General features: G+C 61.6%; 16 protein-coding genes and 2 tRNA genes. 1 reads left to right on the top strand and 17 read right to left on the bottom strand.

Going from position 1 to position 19,333, the window contains the following annotated elements; all coding sequences use genetic code 11:
* Positions 1-34: 34 nt before the first annotated feature.
* The 11 genes from infB to rlmE all read right to left on the bottom strand — a co-directional run bounded on the left by infB (position 35) and on the right by rlmE (position 11,157).
* The gene (gene infB / locus HWQ56_RS03860; RefSeq protein ID WP_158157551.1) at positions 35-2,539 is read right to left on the bottom strand and encodes a translation initiation factor IF-2; all 2,505 of its coding nucleotides are present in this window, start codon (positions 2,537-2,539) and stop codon (positions 35-37) included.
* Positions 2,540-2,566: 27 nt separating this feature from the next.
* Positions 2,567-4,048 (bottom strand): transcription termination factor NusA, encoded by a 1,482-nt coding sequence (gene nusA, locus HWQ56_RS03855; protein ID WP_027981880.1) that lies wholly within the window; start codon positions 4,046-4,048, stop codon positions 2,567-2,569.
* 59 nt (positions 4,049-4,107) lie between these two features.
* Positions 4,108-4,566 (bottom strand): ribosome maturation factor RimP, encoded by a 459-nt coding sequence (gene rimP, locus HWQ56_RS03850; RefSeq protein ID WP_027981879.1) that lies wholly within the window; start codon positions 4,564-4,566, stop codon positions 4,108-4,110.
* A gap of 131 nt (positions 4,567-4,697) precedes the next feature.
* Positions 4,698-4,774, bottom strand: a tRNA-Met gene (locus HWQ56_RS03845).
* 98 nt (positions 4,775-4,872) lie between these two features.
* A tRNA-Leu gene (locus HWQ56_RS03840) sits at positions 4,873-4,958 on the bottom strand.
* A 22-nt stretch (positions 4,959-4,980) separates the two neighbouring features.
* Entirely contained in the window at positions 4,981-5,364 is a 384-nt protein-coding gene (gene secG, locus HWQ56_RS03835; protein WP_176569827.1) for a preprotein translocase subunit SecG, read from the bottom strand.
* A 4-nt stretch (positions 5,365-5,368) separates the two neighbouring features.
* Complete coding sequence (gene tpiA, locus HWQ56_RS03830) at positions 5,369-6,124, bottom strand: triose-phosphate isomerase (protein ID WP_176569826.1); 756 nt, start codon at positions 6,122-6,124, stop codon at positions 5,369-5,371.
* Positions 6,125-6,189: 65 nt separating this feature from the next.
* Complete coding sequence (glmM, locus tag HWQ56_RS03825; RefSeq protein WP_158154946.1) at positions 6,190-7,530, bottom strand: phosphoglucosamine mutase; 1,341 nt, start codon at positions 7,528-7,530, stop codon at positions 6,190-6,192.
* A gap of 16 nt (positions 7,531-7,546) precedes the next feature.
* A complete protein-coding gene (gene folP, locus HWQ56_RS03820; protein ID WP_176569825.1) occupies positions 7,547-8,398 on the bottom strand; it encodes a dihydropteroate synthase in 852 nt (283 codons plus the stop codon).
* 8 nt (positions 8,399-8,406) lie between these two features.
* Positions 8,407-10,314, bottom strand: coding sequence for an ATP-dependent zinc metalloprotease FtsH (ftsH, locus tag HWQ56_RS03815; protein WP_158154942.1), 1,908 nt, complete (start codon positions 10,312-10,314; stop codon positions 8,407-8,409).
* A 219-nt stretch (positions 10,315-10,533) separates the two neighbouring features.
* Entirely contained in the window at positions 10,534-11,157 is a 624-nt protein-coding gene (rlmE, locus tag HWQ56_RS03810; RefSeq protein ID WP_158154940.1) for a 23S rRNA (uridine(2552)-2'-O)-methyltransferase RlmE, read from the bottom strand.
* A 101-nt stretch (positions 11,158-11,258) separates the two neighbouring features.
* Here rlmE and yhbY point away from each other — a divergent pair, with 101 nt between their 5' ends.
* Positions 11,259-11,567, top strand: coding sequence for a ribosome assembly RNA-binding protein YhbY (gene yhbY, locus HWQ56_RS03805; protein ID WP_176569824.1), 309 nt, complete (start codon positions 11,259-11,261; stop codon positions 11,565-11,567).
* A 13-nt stretch (positions 11,568-11,580) separates the two neighbouring features.
* Here the strand turns inward: yhbY and HWQ56_RS03800 are convergent, their stop codons facing one another.
* The 6 genes from HWQ56_RS03800 to dnaJ all read right to left on the bottom strand — a co-directional run bounded on the left by HWQ56_RS03800 (position 11,581) and on the right by dnaJ (position 19,331).
* The gene (locus tag HWQ56_RS03800) at positions 11,581-12,027 is read right to left on the bottom strand and encodes an MFS transporter (RefSeq protein ID WP_176569823.1); all 447 of its coding nucleotides are present in this window, start codon (positions 12,025-12,027) and stop codon (positions 11,581-11,583) included.
* Positions 12,005-12,481 carry a transcription elongation factor GreA gene (gene greA, locus HWQ56_RS03795; protein ID WP_158154936.1) on the bottom strand — a complete coding sequence of 159 codons (477 nt, stop codon included), beginning with the start codon at positions 12,479-12,481 and terminating at the stop codon, positions 12,005-12,007. Before greA ends, HWQ56_RS03800 begins: the two co-directional genes overlap by 23 nt.
* A complete protein-coding gene (gene carB, locus HWQ56_RS03790; RefSeq protein ID WP_158154934.1) occupies positions 12,478-15,699 on the bottom strand; it encodes a carbamoyl-phosphate synthase large subunit in 3,222 nt (1,073 codons plus the stop codon). Before carB ends, greA begins: the two co-directional genes overlap by 4 nt.
* A 137-nt stretch (positions 15,700-15,836) precedes the next feature.
* Positions 15,837-16,973 (bottom strand): glutamine-hydrolyzing carbamoyl-phosphate synthase small subunit, encoded by a 1,137-nt coding sequence (gene carA, locus HWQ56_RS03785; protein ID WP_176569822.1) that lies wholly within the window; start codon positions 16,971-16,973, stop codon positions 15,837-15,839.
* Positions 16,974-17,386: 413 nt separating this feature from the next.
* Entirely contained in the window at positions 17,387-18,193 is an 807-nt protein-coding gene (gene dapB / locus HWQ56_RS03780; protein ID WP_158154930.1) for a 4-hydroxy-tetrahydrodipicolinate reductase, read from the bottom strand.
* A gap of 10 nt (positions 18,194-18,203) precedes the next feature.
* A complete protein-coding gene (gene dnaJ / locus HWQ56_RS03775) occupies positions 18,204-19,331 on the bottom strand; it encodes a molecular chaperone DnaJ (RefSeq protein WP_158154928.1) in 1,128 nt (375 codons plus the stop codon).
* Between the last annotated feature and the right edge of the window lie 2 nt (positions 19,332-19,333).

Here is a 19,333-nt window from a genome sequence, read left to right as displayed (position 1 = left end):
CAGGCGAACCCGGCACACCCCTCTAGCTCGCATATTAGAGCGTACGAGCCACTTGGACCTTCTCGAAGACTTCGATCTTGTCGCCGACCTTGACGTCGTTGTAGCTCTTGACGCCGATACCGCATTCCATGCCGGCACGTACTTCGGACGCGTCATCCTTGAAGCGGCGCAGGGATTCCAGCTCGCCTTCGAAGATAACGATGTCTTCGCGCAGTACACGGATCGGACGGTTCCGGTAAACGGTACCTTCGACGACCATGCAGCCTGCGATCGCGCCGAACTTCGGCGAACGGAACACGTCACGCACTTCGGCGATGCCCAGGATGTTCTCGCGAACGTCGCTGCCCAGCATACCGGTCAGGGCTTTCTTGACGTCTTCAATGATGTCGTAGATCACGTTGTAGTAACGCATATCCAGACCTTCCTGCTCGACGATCTTGCGCGCGCCGGCATCGGCACGCACGTTGAAGCCGAACAGTACTGCATTGGAGGCCAGTGCCAGGTTGGCGTCGGACTCGGTGATACCACCGACACCGCCACCGACCACGCGCACTTGCACTTCGTCGTTGCCCAGGCCGTTCAGAGCGCCCTGCAAAGCTTCCAGCGAACCACGGACGTCGGATTTGAGGACGATGTTGAGCGTCTTCTTCTCTTCCTGGCCCATGTTTTCGAAGATGTTTTCCAGCTTGCCGGCGTGAGCACGGGCCAGCTTGACTTCGCGGAACTTGCCTTGACGGAACAGAGCCACTTCACGGGCTTTCTTCTCGTCGGCAACCACGCTCATCTCGTCGCCAGCGTCCGGGGTACCGTCCAGGCCCAGGATCTCGACCGGAATGGCCGGACCGGCTTCCTTGATCGGCTTGCCGTTCTCGTCGAGCATGGCACGCACGCGGCCATAGTTCGAACCGACCAGTACCATGTCGCCTTGGCGCAGGGTACCGTCTTGAACCAGAACGGTAGCGACAGGGCCGCGGCCCTTGTCCAGACGCGATTCCACGACAACACCACGGCCAGGGGCCGAAGGGGTGGCCTTCAGTTCCAGAACCTCGGCTTGCAGCAGGACAGCTTCCAGCAGCTCGTCGACGCCAGTACCCTGCTTGGCCGAAACCGGTACGAATGGAGTGTCGCCACCCCACTCTTCCGAGGTCACGCCGTGTACCGACAGCTCACTGCGAATACGGTCCAGGTCTGCACCCGGCTTGTCGATCTTGTTCACCGCGACAACCAGCGGTACGCCAGCAGCCTGAGCGTGCTGAACGGCTTCGATGGTTTGTGGCATCACGCCGTCGTCGGCAGCCACCACCAGGATCACGATGTCGGTCGCCTTGGCACCACGGGCACGCATCGCGGTAAACGCGGCGTGGCCAGGGGTGTCGAGGAACGTCACCATGCCACGGTCGGTTTCCACGTGGTACGCACCGATGTGCTGGGTGATGCCGCCGGCTTCGCCTGCAGCTACCTTGGCACGACGGATGTAGTCCAGCAGCGAGGTCTTGCCGTGGTCAACGTGGCCCATGACGGTCACGACTGGCGCACGGGAGAACTCCTCGCCTTCGAACTTCAGCGACTCGGCCAGGGAATCTTCCAGGGCGGTGTCGCTGACCAGGGTCACCTTGTGGCCCAGTTCTTCAGCAACCAGCTGGGCAGTTTCCTGGTCCAGTACCTGGTTGATGGTCGCCGGGGTACCCAGCTTGAACATGAACTTGATGACTTCGGCGGCTTTCACCGACATCTGCGCGGCCAGGTCACCCACGGTGATGGTCTCGCCGATCTGCACGTCACGAATCACAGGACCGGTAGGGTTCTGGAAGCCGTGGGCATTACGCTTCTTCAACTTGCCCTTGCCACGACCGCCACGACGGAAGCCATCGCTTTCCTCGTCGGTGGTGCGTGGAGCGGCACGTGGGGTCGGCGCCTTTTCCTTTTCTTTTACCGAAGCGCGATGCGGCGCGTTCTTGCGCTCGCCATCGTTGCGACGGCTGTCGTCGTTGCGCGGTTTGTCCGGGCGACGCGGCTCGTCTTTCTTGCGGTCAGCCGCCGGCGCAGGTGCGGGTGCACCCAGGTCGACGTTGGCTGGTGCGGCAGGCGCAGGCTCGGCAGCGGCCGGGGCGGCAGCAGGTGCAGCCGGACGACGCGCTTCTTCTTCGGCGCGCTGACGGGCAGCTTCCTGTTCAGCCTTCTGACGCGCTGCGTTTTCGGCGGCGCGACGTTCTTCCAGCTCGCGCTTCTGCTCGGCCTGGATTTCTTCCGGGCTGCGCTGCACGAATACTTTCTTCTTGCGTACTTCTACGCTGATGCTCTTGCTGCCAGCCACACGCAGGGTGCTGGTGGTCTTGCGCTGCAAGGTAATCTTGCGCGGTTCTTCCGCTTTAGCCTTGTGGCTGCTTTTCAAATGAGCCAGCAGAGCCTGCTTCTCATTATCGGTCACAACTTGTCCGGCGTCGGTGTGCGGCAGACCTGCCTCACGCATCTGCTGCAACAGGCGCTCTACCGGTGCGGCGACCTCTTTGGCCAGTTCTTTCACCGTGACTTGCGTCATGCACTTCTCTCCTCAGGCCGCGCCTAATTACTCGAACCAGTGGGCTCGGGCGGCCATGATCAACTTGCCGGCACGATCATCGTCAATGCCGTCGATGTCGAGCAGGTCATCAATAGACTGCTCGGCCAGGTCTTCGCGGGTAATCACGCCGCGCACCGCCAGTTCCATCGCCAAATCCTTGTCCATACCCTCAAGCGAGAGCAGGTCTTCGGCCGGATGGGCGTCTGCCAGCTTTTCCTCAGTAGCGATGGCTTTGGTCAACAGTCGATCCTTGGCCCGAGCGCGAAGCTCGTTGACGATGTCCTCGTCAAAGCCGTCGATGTTGAGCATTTCTTCCAACGGTACGTAGGCAATCTCTTCCAGGCTTGTGAAGCCTTCGTCCACCAGCACCTGCGCCAGCTCTTCGTCGACTTCCAGCTCGTCGATGAAGTTGCGCAGGATGTCGCCGGTTTCCGCTTGCTGCTTGGCCTGGATGTCCGATTCGGTCATCACGTTCAGGGTCCAGCCAGTCAACTGGCTGGCCAGACGCACGTTCTGACCACCACGACCAATGGCCTGAGCCAGATTGTCAGCGCCAACGGCGATGTCCATTGCATGGGCATCTTCGTCGACAATGATCGCCGCCACTTCAGCTGGGGACATCGCGTTGATCACGAACTGCGCGGGGTTGTCATCCCACAGGACGATATCCACACGCTCACCGCCCAATTCACCGGAGACTGCCTGGACGCGCGAACCGCGCATACCGATGCAGGCACCTTGAGGGTCGATGCGTTTGTCCTTGGAGCGGACCGCAATCTTGGCACGCGAACCCGGGTCACGGGACGCAGCCATCACTTCGATCAGGCCTTCGGCAATTTCCGGCACTTCGATGCGGAACAGTTCGATCAGCATTTCCGGCGCGGTACGCGACAGGATCAGCTGAGGACCGCGGTTCTCGGTGCGGATTTCCTTGAGCAGGGCACGCAGGCGCACACCGACTCGGAAAGTTTCGCGAGAAATGATGTCCTCGCGGGCCAGCAGGGCTTCGGCGTTGTTGCCAAGGTCCACGATGACGTTGTCACGGGTAACCTTCTTGACAGTACCGGAGATGATCTCGCCCAGGCGCTCGCGGTAGGCGTCAACCACTTGGGCGCGCTCGGCTTCACGAACTTTCTGGACAATCACCTGCTTGGCGGTTTGTGCTGCGATACGGCCGAATTCGATCGACTCGATCTTCTCTTCGATCACGTCGCCGGCAACGGCGCCCGGCTTCTTGGCCTGGGCCTGGTCGACGGCCAACTCGATCGCCGGGTCGTCCAGGTCTTCATCCTCGACCACTGCCCAGCGACGGAACGTTTCATAGGCACCGGTGTGGCGGTTGATTTCCACACGCAGGTCCACTTCATCCTCGAAGCGCTTCTTGGTAGCGGTTGCCAGAGCAATCTCCAGCGCCTCGAATATTACGCCGGCCGGTACACCCTTTTCGTTGGATACCGACTCAACAACCAGCAGTACTTCTTTGCTCATCGTACGCCTCGCCTTTCGCAAGCCATTGGATCCGCGGGATCCGCAGTATCTGGCACGTCTCAGTCAAAACTGGGGATAATGTTGGCCTTGTCGATCATGTCGATCGGCAGAAGGAATTCGTGGTCATCCACCTGCACCACGACATCCTGCTCCTCTACTCCGCGCAGAAGGCCCTGAAAGTTGCGACGCCCTTCGAAAGGGGAACGCAGCTTGATCTTCACTTGATCCCCGGCATACTTGGCGAACTGTTCGAGAGTGAACAGCGGGCGTTCCATGCCAGGAGAAGACACTTCAAGGGTGTACTCGACAGCGATAGGGTCTTCGACATCCAGAACCCCGCTGACCTGACGACTGACAATGGCGCAGTCATCCACCAGCACACCGCCTTCTTTGTCGATATAAATGCGCAACATTGAGTGACGGCCTTGGGCCGAAAACTCGATACCCCAGCATTCATAGCCTAGGGCCACGACCACCGGGGCCAACAAGGCCTGCAACTGTTCTAGCTTGCTCGACACCTGAACCCCCTCGTGCATGCTTATGCAAATAAAAAATGGGCGAAGCGCCCATCCCTGAAACGCCGTTGAATACCGGCGCTATGATCTTTTCAGCTAACAAAAAGCCCCTGTAAAAGGGGCTCCAGTAAAACTGGTTGCGGGAGCTGGATTTGAACCAACGACCTTCGGGTTATGAGCCCGACGAGCTACCAGACTGCTCCATCCCGCGACAAAGCTGGGGCAAAAGTATACGGCTGATACCCTTCTGGGTCAATCGCACACTTCCACCGACAAGAAAGCCCGCTGTTGCGGGCTCTCCTGATTAATTGGTACCGAGAAGGGGACTCGAACCCCTACACCCTATGGGCACAACCACCTCAAGGTTGCGTGTCTACCAATTCCACCACCTCGGCAATACTACGTTTGAAACCCTTGTTACTTTTGCTCTTGAGCTGGAGGTACGTCAGTGGCATTCACATCAGTCTTTTGCTCTTGAAGCACCGGAACATCATCTGTCGCCGGTTTTTGCGTTGGCGCTTCAACGGCGGCCGGAGCGGGTAACCCTACCTGAGTCAGCTGGTGAGCTTTCTCTTTAGCAAAGTATCCTAACCCCAAGCTGGTTATGAAGAAACCTGCGGCAAGTATAGCAGTAAACTTACTAAGAAAGGTAGAGGAACCTTGGCTTCCGAACACAGTATTTGAAGCACCTGCTCCGAAAGACGCGCCAGCGTCCGCACCTTTACCCTGCTGCAGCAAAACCAGGGCAACTACACCCAGGGCAGCCAGCAGATGAAACACGACTACGACTGTTTCCAGCATCTTCTCAGTTTCCCGCGGCGCGACAGATCGCACCGAACTCATCTGCATTCAAGGAGGCTCCACCAATGAGCCCCCCATCGATATCCGGCATGCCGAACAGCTCAGCCGCATTGGCCGCCTTCACGCTGCCGCCGTATAGAAGCCGCACACCTTGCGCGACTTCAGAATTCTCTACCGCCAATTGGGCGCGAATGGCTGCGTGCACATCCTGCGCTTGCTCTGGCGTTGCCGTCAGGCCAGTGCCGATGGCCCATACAGGCTCATAAGCGATCACCGCCCTGGCGAAGGCACCAATGCCCAGGGCATCGATGACACTGCTCAGCTGGCGCCCTACCACTTCCAGGGTCTTGCCTGCCTCACGCTCCGCCAGGGTCTCGCCGATGCACAGCACCGGAATCAGACCGCCAGCCTGAGCCGCCTCGAACTTGCGAACCAGCACTTCATCCGACTCGCCGATGACCTGGCGACGTTCGGAGTGACCGACCAACACAAGCTTGCAACCGGCATCAGCCAACTGAGTCGACGATATTTCGCCGGTCAGGGCGCCTTGCCCGGTTTGCGTCGCGCAATTCTGCGCGCCGACTTCGATCGATGCACCCTGCAGGCCGTCGATCACTCGTTCGACATGCAGGCTCGGTGGAAACACCACCACATCAACACCGCCAGGCAGGGCCTCGCTTCCAAGACCCTTGAGCAGCTCAGCGACGCTGGCGCGGGTACCGTGCATTTTCCAGTTACCAGCTACCATAGGGCGACGCATGCTGTACCTCGTCGGTCAAAGTGGGCGCAGATGTTACCCAACGCGGAGGCTACTGGCAAGCCGTATCAGGCGCAAACTTCACTGACGACCTTGGCAAGCTCATCGGCGTACGCGCTGACCGCCCTTTCATCGTCACCTTCGACCATCACACGCACCAGCGGCTCGGTGCCGGACTTGCGCAGCAGCACGCGGCCACGACCAGCCATGGCCTCGGTGACGCGCTCGCACGCCAGCTTGACCGACGGATGTTCGATGGGGTCTACATCCCCGCCGGCGAAGCGTACGTTGACCAGCACCTGCGGGCATTTGCGCAGTCCGTGGCGGGCCTGGGCCAGGGTTTCGTCACGACGCTTGAGCGCCAGCAGGACCTGCAGCGCAGCGATGATCGCGTCACCGGTGGTGGTGTGCTGACAGCAGACGATGTGGCCGGAGTTTTCGCCGCCCAGCTGCCAGTCACGCTCCTTGAGCTCAGCCATGACATAACGGTCGCCCACCTTGGCGCGGGTGAACGGAATGGACAGCTCTTCCAGTGCCAGCTCAAGGCCCAGGTTGCTCATCAAGGTGCCCACCACGCCGCCATGCAGCTTGTTGCGCTCCTGCAGGTCGCGGGCAATGATGAACAACAGCTCGTCACCGTCGACGATGGCCCCCGTGTGGTCGACCATCAGCACCCGGTCGCCATCGCCGTCGAAGGCAATGCCCAGGTCGGCGTGGCCCACCAGCACGGCCGCCTGCAAGGCTTCCATGTGGGTGGAGCCGCAGTTGTCGTTGATGTTCAGGCCGTCAGGCGCCGCCGACAGTACCGTGACCTGGGCGCCCAGCTCGCGGAACACGTTGGGGGCGACCTTGTAGGTGGCACCGTGGGCGCAGTCGATCACCAGCTTGAGGCCGGCGAAGTCGGTGCTGGTGGGCACGCTGCTCTTGCAGAATTCGATGTAGCGGCCGGCCGCATCGTTGATGCGCGATACCTTGCCCAGCTTGCTCGACTCGGCGACGGTCATCGGCGTGTCGAGCAATTCTTCGATCATCAACTCGATCTCGTCGGGCAGCTTGGTGCCCTGGCCCGAGAAGAACTTGATGCCGTTGTCGTCATGGGGGTTGTGCGATGCACTGATGACAATCCCCGCCTCGGCGTGGAAAGTACGGGTCAGGTAGGCGATGGCCGGCGTGGGCATCGGGCCCAGCAGCATCACGTCGGCGCCGGCGGCCGACAGGCCTGCCTCAAGGGCCGACTCGAACATGTAGCCCGAGATGCGCGTGTCCTTGCCGACCAGCACGCGGCAGGCACCCATCTTGCGGAACGCCATGCCGGCCGCCCAGCCCAGCTTGAGCATGAAATCAGGGGTAATGGGGTATTCCCCGACACGACCGCGAATACCGTCGGTGCCAAAGTATTTTCTGCTCATGTGTGCTCCGTCATTCTTATTCAGCGGTGTCGACCGCTGTGATCATTCGTACGACATCGACGGTTTCGGCCACATCGTGCACCCGAAGGATCCGTGCGCCCTTGAACATGGCCAATGCGGCCAGCGCCAAGCTGCCGTAGAGCCGCTCCGAGACGGGGCGACCCAGTGCCAGGCCAACGATGCTCTTGCGCGACACGCCGACCAGCAGCGGCCGCCCAAGGGCATCCAGCGCCTGCATATGCTTGAACAGGCTGAGGTTGTGCGCGTGCGTCTTGGCGAAACCAAAGCCCGGGTCGAGGATGATGCGCTCGGCCGGGATACCCGCCGCTTCGCACGCCTGCATGCGCGCCTCGAGAAAACCCGTCACTTCACCCACCAGATCAACGTACCGGGGGTCGTCCTGCATGTCGCCCGGCTCGCCCAGCATGTGCATCAGGCACACCGGCAGGCCGGTGGCCGCGGCAGCGTCCAGCGCCCCGTCACGCTGCAAGGAGCGCACGTCGTTGATCAGGCCTGCGCCCAGGCGCGCCGTCTCGCGCATGACCGCGGGCGTGGAGGTATCCACCGAGATGATCACATCCAGTTCGCGGGCAATGGCCTCGACGATGGGGGCTACCCGCTCCAGCTCTTCGATGGGCGAGACCACGCGCGCACCCGGCCGGGTGGACTCGCCACCCACGTCAATCAGGGTGGCGCCGGCGGCAACCATGGCCTCGGCGTGGCGCAAGGCCCCGTCGCGCTGGTTGAAACGGCCGCCGTCGGAGAAGGAATCGGGGGTGACGTTGAGGATACCCATGACATGGGTACGGCTTAAATCAAGAACCCGGTTGCCGCAAGGCAACCGGGTTGGGTACTGCTTTGAAGTCATGTCGAGCCTTAGTGTTGAGCTGCAGGACCGCCGATCGGGCTCTCGGGACGCTCGTCCCGCGGCACCGGGGTGCCCGTGGAGCCAGGACCACCCGACCAGTCGCGCGGCTCGCGCGGCGTACGGCCGGCCATGATGTCGTCGATCTGATCGGCATCGATGGTCTCGTATTTCATCAAGGCATCCGCCATGGCGTCCAGCTTGTCGCGGTTATCGGTGAGGATCTGCTTGGCCGTGCCGTAGCACTGGTCAATGATGCTGCGCACTTCCAGGTCGATCATTTTCGCGGTTTCACCCGAGACACTGGAATTCGCACCGCTGCCGCCACGACCCAGGAAACCCTGGTCTTCGTCTTCGGCGTACAGCAGCGGGCCCAGTTTCTCGGACAAGCCCCACTTGGTCACCATGTTCCGCGCGATCTGGCTGGCGCGCATGATGTCGTTGGACGCGCCGGTGGTGACACCGTCGAAGCCCAGGGTCATCTCCTCGGCGATACGGCCGCCGTAGAGCGAGCAGATCTGGCTGATCAGCGCACGCTTGGACAGGCTGTAGCGGTCTTCCTCAGGAAGGAACATGGTCACACCGAGGGCGCGACCACGGGGAATGATCGACACTTTGTAGACCGGGTCGTGCTCGGGCACGATACGGCCGACGATGGCGTGACCCGCTTCGTGGTAAGCAGTGTTCTGCTTCTCTTTCTCGGACATGACCATGGTCTTGCGCTCGGCGCCCATCATGATTTTGTCTTTGGCGAGTTCGAATTCCTTCATCTCGACGATGCGCTTGCCGTTGCGGGCCGCGAACAGCGAGGCCTCGTTGACCAGGTTGGCCAGGTCGGCACCGGAGAAACCGGGGGTACCGCGCGCGATGACCGCCGGGTTGACGTCGTCACCCAGTGGAGCCTTGCGCATGTGCACCTTGAGGATCTGCTCGCGACCACGAATGTCCGGCAGGCCAACCACCACCTGGCGGTCGAAACGGCCAGGACGCAGCAGCGCAGGGTCCAGTACGTCAGGACGGTTGGTAGCGGCGATGACGATGATGCCATCGTTCATTTCGAAGCCGTCCATCTCCACCAGCAACTGGTTGAGGGTCTGCTCACGCTCGTCGTGACCGCCACCCATGCCGGCGCCACGGTGGCGACCGACAGCGTCGATTTCGTCGATGAAGATGATGCACGGCGCGTGCTTCTTGGCCTGTTCGAACATGTCACGCACACGGCTGGCGCCGACACCGACGAACATTTCCACGAAGTCCGAACCGGAAATGGTGAAGAACGGCACCTTGGCTTCACCCGCGATGGCCTTGGCCAGCAGGGTCTTACCGGTACCGGGCGGGCCTACCATCAGCACGCCGCGCGGAATACGACCGCCCAGGCGCTGGAATTTGCCCGGGTCACGCAGAAACTCGACCAGCTCACCCACTTCCTCCTTGGCCTCGTCGCAACCGGCGACGTCAGCGAGGGTGGTTTTTACCTGGTCTTCGGACAGCAGGCGCGCCTTGCTCTTGCCGAAACTCATCGGCCCGCCCTTGCCGCCCGCACCGCCCTGCATCTGGCGCATGAAGAACATGAACACCGCGATGATGACGAGTATAGGGAAGCTGGCGACCAGCAATTGAGTCCAGATGCTCTGCTGCTCTGGCTGCTTGCCTTCAATGGCCACGTGGTTGTCGACCAGGTCACCGATCAGGCCGTTGTCAGCAATGTTCGGCCGGATGGTCTTGAAGTTGTCACCGTCGTTGCGCTTGCCGGTGATGACTGCGCCGTCCACGGTGATTTTCTCGACCTTGCCATCCTTGACCTGCTGAATGAAGTCGGAATAGTTGAGGGTCTGAGGCTCATTGGGGCTTGAGAAGTTGTTCATTACCGTCACCAGCACGGCCGCAATGATCAACCACAGGATCAGATTCTTTGCCATATCGTTCAATTCGCTACCCTCTGAAGCCTGCTACCCGCAACACGCGCAGGTGTGCTTCGCATGATAATCACCGGCTTAACTTACTACATAACCTACGTGTCTGCAGGTGCCGTCTGTAACCCTTTGTGAAAACTAGACTACACGATGTCGATCCAGGCGAGGCATTCCGGCCGATTGGAAAAAGCTATGGGCTACCTCGCCACCTTCCCTGCCTGCCCTTTACTCGCCCTTGTAACCGCGCCCCAGCATGTATTGTTCGCGGGAGCGGCCCCTGGAAGAATCGGGCTTGAGCATGATCACCTTGTCGAACTTCTTGCGGGCATCCTTCAAGTACTGGTCGAAGCCTTCACCCTGGAAAATCTTGATCACGAAGTCGCCACCGGGCTTGAGCACCCGGCCCGCCAAGTCCAGTGCCAGTTCGCACAGGAACATGGCCTTGGGCATGTCGACCTCGGGCGTACCACTCATATTGGGGGCCATATCGGAAATCACAAGGTCCACGTGCGAATTACCGACCGCTTCCAGGATCTCGGCCAATACCGAGTCTTCGGTGAAGTCGCCGCGAATGAAGGTCACGTCCGGGATGCTGTCCATTTCCAGGATATCGGACGCAATCAGACGCCCCTGGCCGCCAATCAGACGACTGGTCACCTGCGACCAGCCACCGGGGGCCGCGCCGAGGTCGATCACACTCATGCCAGGGCGGATCAGCCGGTACTTTTCCTGGATTTCGAGCAATTTGTAGCTGGCGCGCGAGCGATAGCCATCCTTTTGCGCCATTTTGACGTAAGGGTCGTTGAAATGTTCTTTCAGCCAACCAAGGCTGGTTTTGGAACGGGCCACTGGGCACCTCGATGATAAGGGTCGTGATTAATTGGGCGGATCCACGGGCCCTCGGGTAAAATGGCCGCCATTTTTGCAAAATCCAAACTAAGGGTCAGATTATGCCGCTCACTAACGAGCAGAAGAAACAGTACAAATCCATTGGCCACGATCTGAAACCTGTTCTGATTGTGGCAGGCAATGGCCTGACTGAGGGCGTTACCGACGAACTCGAGCGCGCGCTCGTCGATCACGAATTGATCAAGGTCGAGATTCGCGCCGAAGATCGCGAAGCCCGTGCCGCCATCATTGCCGAACTGTGCAAGGCAGGCCGCGCCGAGCTGGTGCAGACCATCGGCAAGAAAGCGCTGATCTACCGCCGCAACCCGCAGCCCAACAAGCAGCTGTCGAACATCCACCGCTACAAGTGATGTTGACCCGCGGTCAGTGGCGCGCCTCGCGCGCCCTGCCCGGTACCGGCTGCAACACCAGCGCCAGGCCCAGAAGGCCCATCGCCAGGTAACAGAACAACTGCCAGCGCAGCGGTTCGGGCGACCAGTGTGTCACCCCGCCATACAGCGCGGCAACCAGCACGGCCATGGACAGCAACTGTCCACGCATGTCCCGCCACAGGGCAGCAAACCCCTGGCCACTGACCAGCACCAGCATCTGCACGACGGCACAGAATGCACAGAAACCGGTCAGCAACCCGCCGATTTGCGTTCCTATGTCCTCGATCAGCGCCGGGGCCAGCCCGACATGGGCCAGCGCCGGAATCACGCCGAGGTGCAGAACCCACAGGCCGCCCACCCAGAGTACCTGGGCGAGCTGCCAGATGATCGCGCCCGTCGCGTACGGGCCGCGGCCATCAGATGTGGCTGACTTCGACAATCTCGTACTCGATGACGCCGCCGGGGGTTTTCACCGCCACGACATCGCCTTCTTCCTTGGCGATCAGGGCGCGAGCGATAGGCGAACCCACCGAGATCTTGCCCTGCTTGATATCGGCTTCGTCCTCGCCGACGATCTGGTACTTGACCCGCTCATCGGTTTCGACGTTGGCGATTTCCACGGTGGTACCGAAGATCACCTTGCCGGTTGGCTCGATGGTGGTGACGTCGATGACCACGGCGTTCTGCAAGCGGCCTTCGATGTCGCGGATACGCGCCTCGACCATGCCCTGCTGTTCGCGGGCGGCATGGTATTCGGCGTTTTCCTTGAGGTCACCCAGTTCGCGCGCAGTACCGATGTCCTGGCTCAGCTTGGGCCGCACCACCTTGGTCAGGTGGGCATGCTCCTCTTCCAGGGCGCGAGCGCCCTGGACGGTCATGGGGTATTTATTCATGCATTGAGTCCTGCGTGAAGATCCTGCAAGCGACGCACGGTCTTTTCCGGACCGAACTTCAACGCTTCGCAGATCGCTTCGCCAGCAGCAATGGTGGTGGTGCAGTAGATCTTGTGCTGCAGTGCGTTGCGGCGGATGGAGTAGGAGTCAGCGATCGACTGGCGGCCTTCGGTGGTGTTGATGATCAGGGTAACTTCGTCGTTCTTGATCATGTCGACCACGTGCGGGCGACCTTCGGTCACCTTGTTCACACGGCGTACTTTCAGGCCGGCTTCTTCGATGACGCGCGCGGTGCCGGCGGTGGCCACCACTTCGAAGCCCAGGGCGATCAGGTCGCGGGCAACACCAGCCACCAGCGGCTTGTCGTCATCACGCACGCTGATGAACGCGGTACCGCCGGTAGGCAGCACTTCACTGGCGCCCATCTGGGCCTTGGCGAAAGCCTCGCCGAAGGTGTCGCCGACGCCCATGACTTCACCGGTGGACTTCATCTCTGGGCCCAGGATCGGGTCCACGCCAGGGAATTTGGCGAAGGGGAATACCGCCTCTTTCACGCTGTAGAAGTTAGGAATGATTTCCTTGGTGAAGCCCAGCTCTTTCAGGGTTTTGCCGGCCATCACGCGGGCAGCGATCATGGCCAGGGAAGTGCCGATGCACTTGGACACGAACGGCACGGTACGCGAGGCGCGCGGGTTGACTTCGATCACGTAGATCTTGTCGCCCTGCAGGGCCAGCTGCACGTTCATCAGGCCGACAACGCCCAGTTCCAGGGCCATCTTCTTGACCTGCTCGCGCACTTCATCCTGCACGTGGGCAGGCAGCGAGTACGGTGGCAGCGAGCACGCGGAGTCACCGGAGTGAACACCGGCCTGTTCGATGTGCTGCATGATCGCGCCGATCACCACGTCGGTACCGTCGCAGACCGCGTCCACGTCCATTTCGATGGCGCAGTTGAGGAAGTGGTCCAGCAGCACCGGGCTGTCGTTGGACACTTGCACGGCTTCACGCAGGTAGCGCTTGAGTTCGTCCAGTTCGTAGACGATCTCCATCGCGCGGCCGCCCAGTACGTAGGACGGGCGAACCACCAGCGGGTAGCCGATCACGCCAGCGGCGCGGATGGCTTCTTCTTCGCTGCGCACGGTGGCGTTCGGCGGCTGCAGCAGGTTCAGGCGCTGAACCATCTGCTGGAAACGCTCGCGGTCTTCGGCGCGGTCGATGGCGTCCGGGCTGGTACCGATGATCGGCACGCCAGCTTCTTCCAGGGCGCGGGCCAGTTTCAGCGGGGTCTGGCCGCCGTACTGGACGATCACGCCTTTAGGCTTCTCGACGCGCACCACTTCCAGCACGTCTTCCAGGGTCAGCGGCTCGAAGTACAGACGGTCGGAGGTGTCGTAGTCGGTGGACACGGTTTCCGGGTTGCAGTTGACCATGATGGTTTCGTAACCATCGTCACGCAGCGCCAGGGCCGCGTGCACGCAGCAGTAGTCGAACTCGATGCCTTGGCCGATACGGTTCGGGCCACCGCCCAGGATCATGATCTTTTCACGGTCCGACGGGTTGGCTTCGCACTCTTCCTCGTACGTGGAGTACAGGTAGGCGGTGTCAGTGGCGAACTCGGCGGCGCAGGTGTCGACGCGCTTGTAGACCGGGAAGATTTCCAGCTTGTGGCGGTGACGACGCAGGTTCTTGTCGGTCACACCCAGCAGCTTGGCCAGGCGCTGGTCCGAGAAGCCCTTGCGCTTGAGCTTGAGCATCAGCGCCTTGTCGATGTCGGCCAGGCCCAGGGTCTTGACCTTCTCTTCGTCCTTGATCAAGTCTTCGATCTGCACCAGGAACCAGTGGTCGATGGCGGTCAGGGCGAAGATTTCGTCGCAGGTCATGCCAGCGCGGAAGGCGTCGGCTACGTACCAGATGCGCTCGGCGCCCGGCACGGTCAGCTCGCGCTTCAGGATGCTGTGGAACTCGGGGTTGCTTGGCTCGACTTTCGGGTCCAGGCCGCAAACGCCCACTTCCAGGCCGCGAAGGGCTTTCTGCAGGGATTCCTGGAAGGTACGGCCGATGGCCATGACTTCACCCACGGATTTCATCTGGGTGGTCAGGCGGGCGTCGGCTTTCGGGAATTTCTCGAAGGCGAAACGTGGCAGCTTGGTGACGACGTAGTCGATGGACGGCTCGAAGGACGCCGGGGTCTTGCCGCCGGTGATGTCGTTCTGCAGTTCGTCCAGGGTGTAACCCACGGCCAGCTTGGCCGCGACCTTGGCGATCGGGAAACCGGTGGCCTTGGACGCCAGTGCCGAGGAACGCGAAACACGCGGGTTCATCTCGATCACGACCATGCGGCCCGTGTTCGGGCAGATACCGAACTGCACGTTGGAACCACCGGTTTCAACGCCGATCTCGCGCAGTACCGCCAGGGAGGCGTTACGCAGGATCTGGTATTCCTTGTCGGTCAGGGTCTGGGCCGGGGCCACGGTGATGGAGTCACCGGTGTGCACGCCCATCGGGTCGAAGTTCTCGATGGAGCAGACGATGATGCAGTTGTCCTTTTTGTCGCGGACCACTTCCATCTCGTACTCTTTCCAGCCGATCAGCGACTCGTCGATCAGCAGCTCCTTGGTCGGCGACAGGTCCAGACCACGAGCGCAGATTTCTTCGAATTCTTCACGGTTGTAGGCGATGCCGCCACCGGTGCCGCCCATGGTGAACGAAGGACGAATGATGCACGGGAAGCCCAGCTTCTCCAGTACGGCATTGGCTTCTTCCATGGAGTGGGCGATACCCGAGCGCGGGCAGGCCAGGCCGATGTCTTTCATGGCCTTGTCGAAGCGCGAACGGTCTTCGGCCTTGTCGATGGTGTCGGCGTTGGCACCGATCATTTCCACGCCGAACTTTTCCAGCACGCCTTCGCGTTCCAGGTCCAGCGCGCAGTTCAGGGCGGTCTGGCCACCCATGGTCGGCAGCAGGGCGTCCGGGCGCTCTTTCTCGATGATCTTGGCAACGGACTGCCACTTGATCGGCTCGATGTAGGTGGCGTCGGCCATGGCCGGGTCGGTCATGATGGTGGCCGGGTTGGAGTTCACCAGGATGACGCGGTAGCCCTCTTCGCGCAGGGCTTTGCAAGCCTGGGCGCCGGAGTAGTCGAATTCACAGGCCTGGCCGATCACGATGGGGCCGGCGCCGAGAATCAGGATGCTTTTTATGTCTGTACGTTTTGGCATGGTTGTCACTCAAATCCGCAGGTCAGTCGGCAGGCCCTGAGGCGAGCCGCCTTGAACATTCTTTGGCGGCGCCGGGCAGGCAATCTCCGCTTGGAGCGGGGCCTGCGCGGCGCGCATTACGCTTGCGACGGCTTCACTCAGCGGCGCTTGGCCATGGCGTCGATGAAGCGGTCGAACAGCGGGGCCACGTCGTTCGGGCCTGGGCTGGCTTCAGGGTGGCCCTGGAAGCTGAACGCGCTCTTGTCGGTGCGCTCGATGCCCTGCAGGGTACCGTCGAACAGCGACTTGTGGATCGCCCGCACGTTGCTTGGCAAGGTGGCCTCGTCCACGGCGAAACCGTGGTTCTGGCTGGTGATCATCACAACGCCGGTGTCCAGGTCCTGGACCGGGTGGTTGGCACCGTGGTGGCCGTGGCCCATCTTCACGGTCTTGGCGCCGGAAGCCAGGGCCAGCAGCTGGTGACCCAAGCAGATACCGAACACCGGAATCTCGGTTTCCAGCACTTCCTTGATGGCCTGGATAGCGTAGTCGCAAGGCTCGGGGTCACCTGGGCCGTTGGACAGGAACACACCATCTGGGTTCAGGGCCAGGACGTCCTTGGCAGGGGTCTGGGCCGGCACCACGGTCAGGCGGCAGCCGCGCTCTACCAGCATGCGCAGGATGTTCAGCTTCACGCCGTAGTCGAACGCAACCACGTGGTACGGCAGTTCGCTGTCGGCGATTTCCGGGTGGCTGTCAGTGGCCAGGTTCCAGACGCTGGAGCGCCACTGGTAGCTTTCCTTGGTGCTGACTTCCTTGGCCAGGTCCATGCCCTTGAGGCCCGGGAAGCCGCGCGCGGCGGCGATGGCCGCTTCTTCGGAAATGTTGTCGCCGGCCATGATGCAGCCGTTCTGGGCGCCTTTCTCACGCAGGATGCGGGTCAGGCGGCGGGTGTCGATACCGGCGATGGCGACAACGTTGTTGGCCTTCAGGTAGTCCGACAGCGACAGGGTGTTACGCCAGTTGCTGGCCACCAGTGGCAGGTCGCGAATGACCAGGCCGGCGGACCATACACGGTTCGACTCGGCGTCTTCCGGGGTCGTACCGGTGTTGCCGATGTGCGGGTAGGTCAGGGTAACGATTTGCTGGGCATAGGAAGGATCGGTAAGGATTTCCTGATAGCCGGTCATTGCGGTGTTGAACACCACCTCACCGACAGTCTGGCCGTCGGCGCCAATGGCTTCACCGCGAAAAATGCTGCCATCAGCAAGGGCAAGTATGGCTGGCTTAGTCAAGAAGACCTCCCGTAAATAAAACCTGAAAGGGCGATCGCAGGTTGTAAAAAAGCGGAATGACGTATAGACACGTCACCCCGCTTCTTCATCGAATTATCTGCGCGCTTTTAGTGGACACACTAAAGCTGTAGCTTACAGAAAAATGATTTTTTTATCTACCGCCATTGAGCCTGAAAGGCAGAGGAATGCGACAAGGGATCGCTTGGCGGGGTAAAACGGGGGATTCGAGGGGCATATTGTACGCCGCAGCGGCCCCCGCGGCGAGCTTTATCGCGCCAACACACCGCCCACCGCCGCCCCTTGTGGGACCGGGCGCAGCTCGGGAAGCGTGCTACGCGGTGTAGCTGGAGCACCGCGGTGACCGCTTCCCGAGCTTCGCCCGGTCCCACAGGGGAACGGAGCGAGCCGGGCAATCAATGCAGGTCGAGCACGTCCTGCATGTCGTACAGGCCGGCGGCCTTGCCGTCGAGCCACAGCGCGGCACGTACCGCACCCTTGGCGAAGGTCATGCGGCTGGAAGCCTTGTGGGTGATCTCCAGGCGCTCGCCTTCGGCAGCGAACAGCACAGTGTGGTCACCCACCACATCGCCGCCACGCACGGTGGCAAAGCCGATGGTGTCGCGCTCACGTACGCCGGTATGACCTTCACGGCCATAGACAGCCACCTTGGACAAGTCGCGGCCGAGGGCCTTGGCAACCACCTCACCCATGCTGACCGCCGTGCCCGACGGCGCGTCGACCTTGTTGCGGTGGTGGGCCTCGATGATCTCGATGTCCGCCTCCTCGCCCATCACCCGCGCCGCCAGGTCCAGCAGCTTGAACGACAGGTTCACGCCAACGCTGAAGTTGGAGGCGAAGACGATCGGGATATCCTTGCCCGCCTCCACCAGCAACTGCTTCTGCTCGGCGTTCAGACCCGTGGTGCCGATGACCATGGCCTTGCCTGCTGCGCGGCAGAAGGCCAGGTTCTTCAACATCACGTCCGGCAGGGTGAAATCGATCAGCACATCGAATTCATCGGCCACCTGCTCCAGGTTGCCGGACAACTGCACGCCAATGCGCCCCAGCGAAGCCAGTTCGCCAGCGTCAGCACCAATCATGGTGCTGCCAGGGCGAACCACGGCGGCAGTCAGCCCGGCCTGCGGCGCGCGCTGCGTGACCGCCTCGACCAGGTTCCTGCCCATGCGCCCGGCAGCGCCCATCACCGCAATACGTCTCATACCTGAACCCTTACAAATCGCCGAAGAAACGCTTCATACCCTCGAACCAGCCACTGGCCTTGGGCGAATGCGAGCTGTCACCTTCCAGGGTGCCGCGGAACTCTTCCAGCAGCTCGCGCTGACGACGGCTGAGATTGACCGGGGTTTCCACGGCGACGCGGCACATCAGGTCGCCGGCACCACCGCCACGCACAGGGGCAACGCCCTTGCCACGCAGGCGGAACTGCTTGCCGGTCTGGGTGCCTTCCGGGATCTTGAGCTTGACGCGGCCGTCCAGGGTCGGCACTTCCAGCTCGCCACCCAGGGCAGCCTCGGTGAAGCTGATCGGCACTTCGCAGTACAGGTGCTTGCCGTCGCGCTGGAAAATGTCGTGCTCGCGCACGCTGATCACCACATACAGGTCGCCGGTCGGGCCACCCTGGGTGCCGGCTTCGCCTTCACCCGACAGGCGGATGCGGTCACCGGTGTCGACGCCAGCCGGCACTTTCACCGACAGGGTCTTGTACTCTTCCACGCGGCCTTCGCCACGGCAGGATTCGCACGGGTCGGAAATGATCTTGCCCTGGCCATGGCAACGCGGGCAGGTCTGCTGTACCGAGAAGAAGCCCTGCTGCATGCGCACCTGGCCGATACCGCCACAGGTTGGGCAGGTAACCGGGGAGGAGCCTTTCTTGGCACCCGAGCCGTCACAGGGTTTGCAGTTGACCAGGGTCGGCACGCGAATGCTGACCGTGGTGCCGCGAACGGCTTCTTCCAGGTTCAGCTCCAGGGTGTAGCGCAGGTCGCTGCCGCGCTGGGCACCGCCACGGGAACCGCCGCGGCCGCCGCCACCGAAGAAATCGCTGAAGACATCGCCGAAGATATCGGAGAAATTGGCGCCGCCGAAACCGGCACCGCCGCCCCCCATGCTCGGGTCGACACCGGCATGCCCGTACTGGTCATACGCGGCGCGCTTGCTGGAGTCGGACAGTACTTCGTAAGCCTCGTTGGCTTCCTTGAACATGTCTTCCGACGCTTTGTCGCCCGGGTTGCGGTCAGGGTGGTGCTTCATCGCCAGGCGGCGATAGGCCTTTTTCAGATCGGCGTCGCTGGAGCCGCGCTCGACCCCCAGAACCTCGTAGTAGTCACGCTTTGACATAG

The sequence above is a fragment of the Pseudomonas eucalypticola genome (genome assembly GCF_013374995.1).
Taxonomy (GTDB): Bacteria; Pseudomonadota; Gammaproteobacteria; order Pseudomonadales; family Pseudomonadaceae; genus Aquipseudomonas; species Aquipseudomonas eucalypticola.
Note: the sequence above shows the minus strand (reverse complement) of the source record. Positions and strands in the feature narration are given on the sequence as shown.

Bases quoted from the DNA above. Each gene is read 5' to 3' on its own strand.
- ftsH (WP_158154942.1), bottom strand. From the start codon at position 10,314: ATGGCAAAGAATCTGATCCTGTGGTTGATCATTGCGGCCGTGCTGGTG.
- infB (WP_158157551.1), bottom strand. From the start codon at position 2,539: ATGACGCAAGTCACGGTGAAAGAACTGGCCAAAGAGGTCGCCGCACCG.
- nusA (WP_027981880.1), bottom strand. From the start codon at position 4,048: ATGAGCAAAGAAGTACTGCTGGTTGTTGAGTCGGTATCCAACGAAAAG.
- glmM (WP_158154946.1), bottom strand. From the start codon at position 7,530: ATGAGCAGAAAATACTTTGGCACCGACGGTATTCGCGGTCGTGTCGGG.
- tpiA (WP_176569826.1), bottom strand. From the start codon at position 6,124: ATGCGTCGCCCTATGGTAGCTGGTAACTGGAAAATGCACGGTACCCGC.
- folP (WP_176569825.1), bottom strand. From the start codon at position 8,398: ATGACTTCAAAGCAGTACCCAACCCGGTTGCCTTGCGGCAACCGGGTT.
- yhbY (WP_176569824.1), top strand. From the start codon at position 11,259: ATGCCGCTCACTAACGAGCAGAAGAAACAGTACAAATCCATTGGCCAC.
- dnaJ (WP_158154928.1), bottom strand. From the start codon at position 19,331: ATGTCAAAGCGTGACTACTACGAGGTTCTGGGGGTCGAGCGCGGCTCC.
- greA (WP_158154936.1), bottom strand. From the start codon at position 12,481: ATGAATAAATACCCCATGACCGTCCAGGGCGCTCGCGCCCTGGAAGAG.
- secG (WP_176569827.1), bottom strand. From the start codon at position 5,364: ATGCTGGAAACAGTCGTAGTCGTGTTTCATCTGCTGGCTGCCCTGGGT.
- dapB (WP_158154930.1), bottom strand. From the start codon at position 18,193: ATGAGACGTATTGCGGTGATGGGCGCTGCCGGGCGCATGGGCAGGAAC.
- carB (WP_158154934.1), bottom strand. From the start codon at position 15,699: ATGCCAAAACGTACAGACATAAAAAGCATCCTGATTCTCGGCGCCGGC.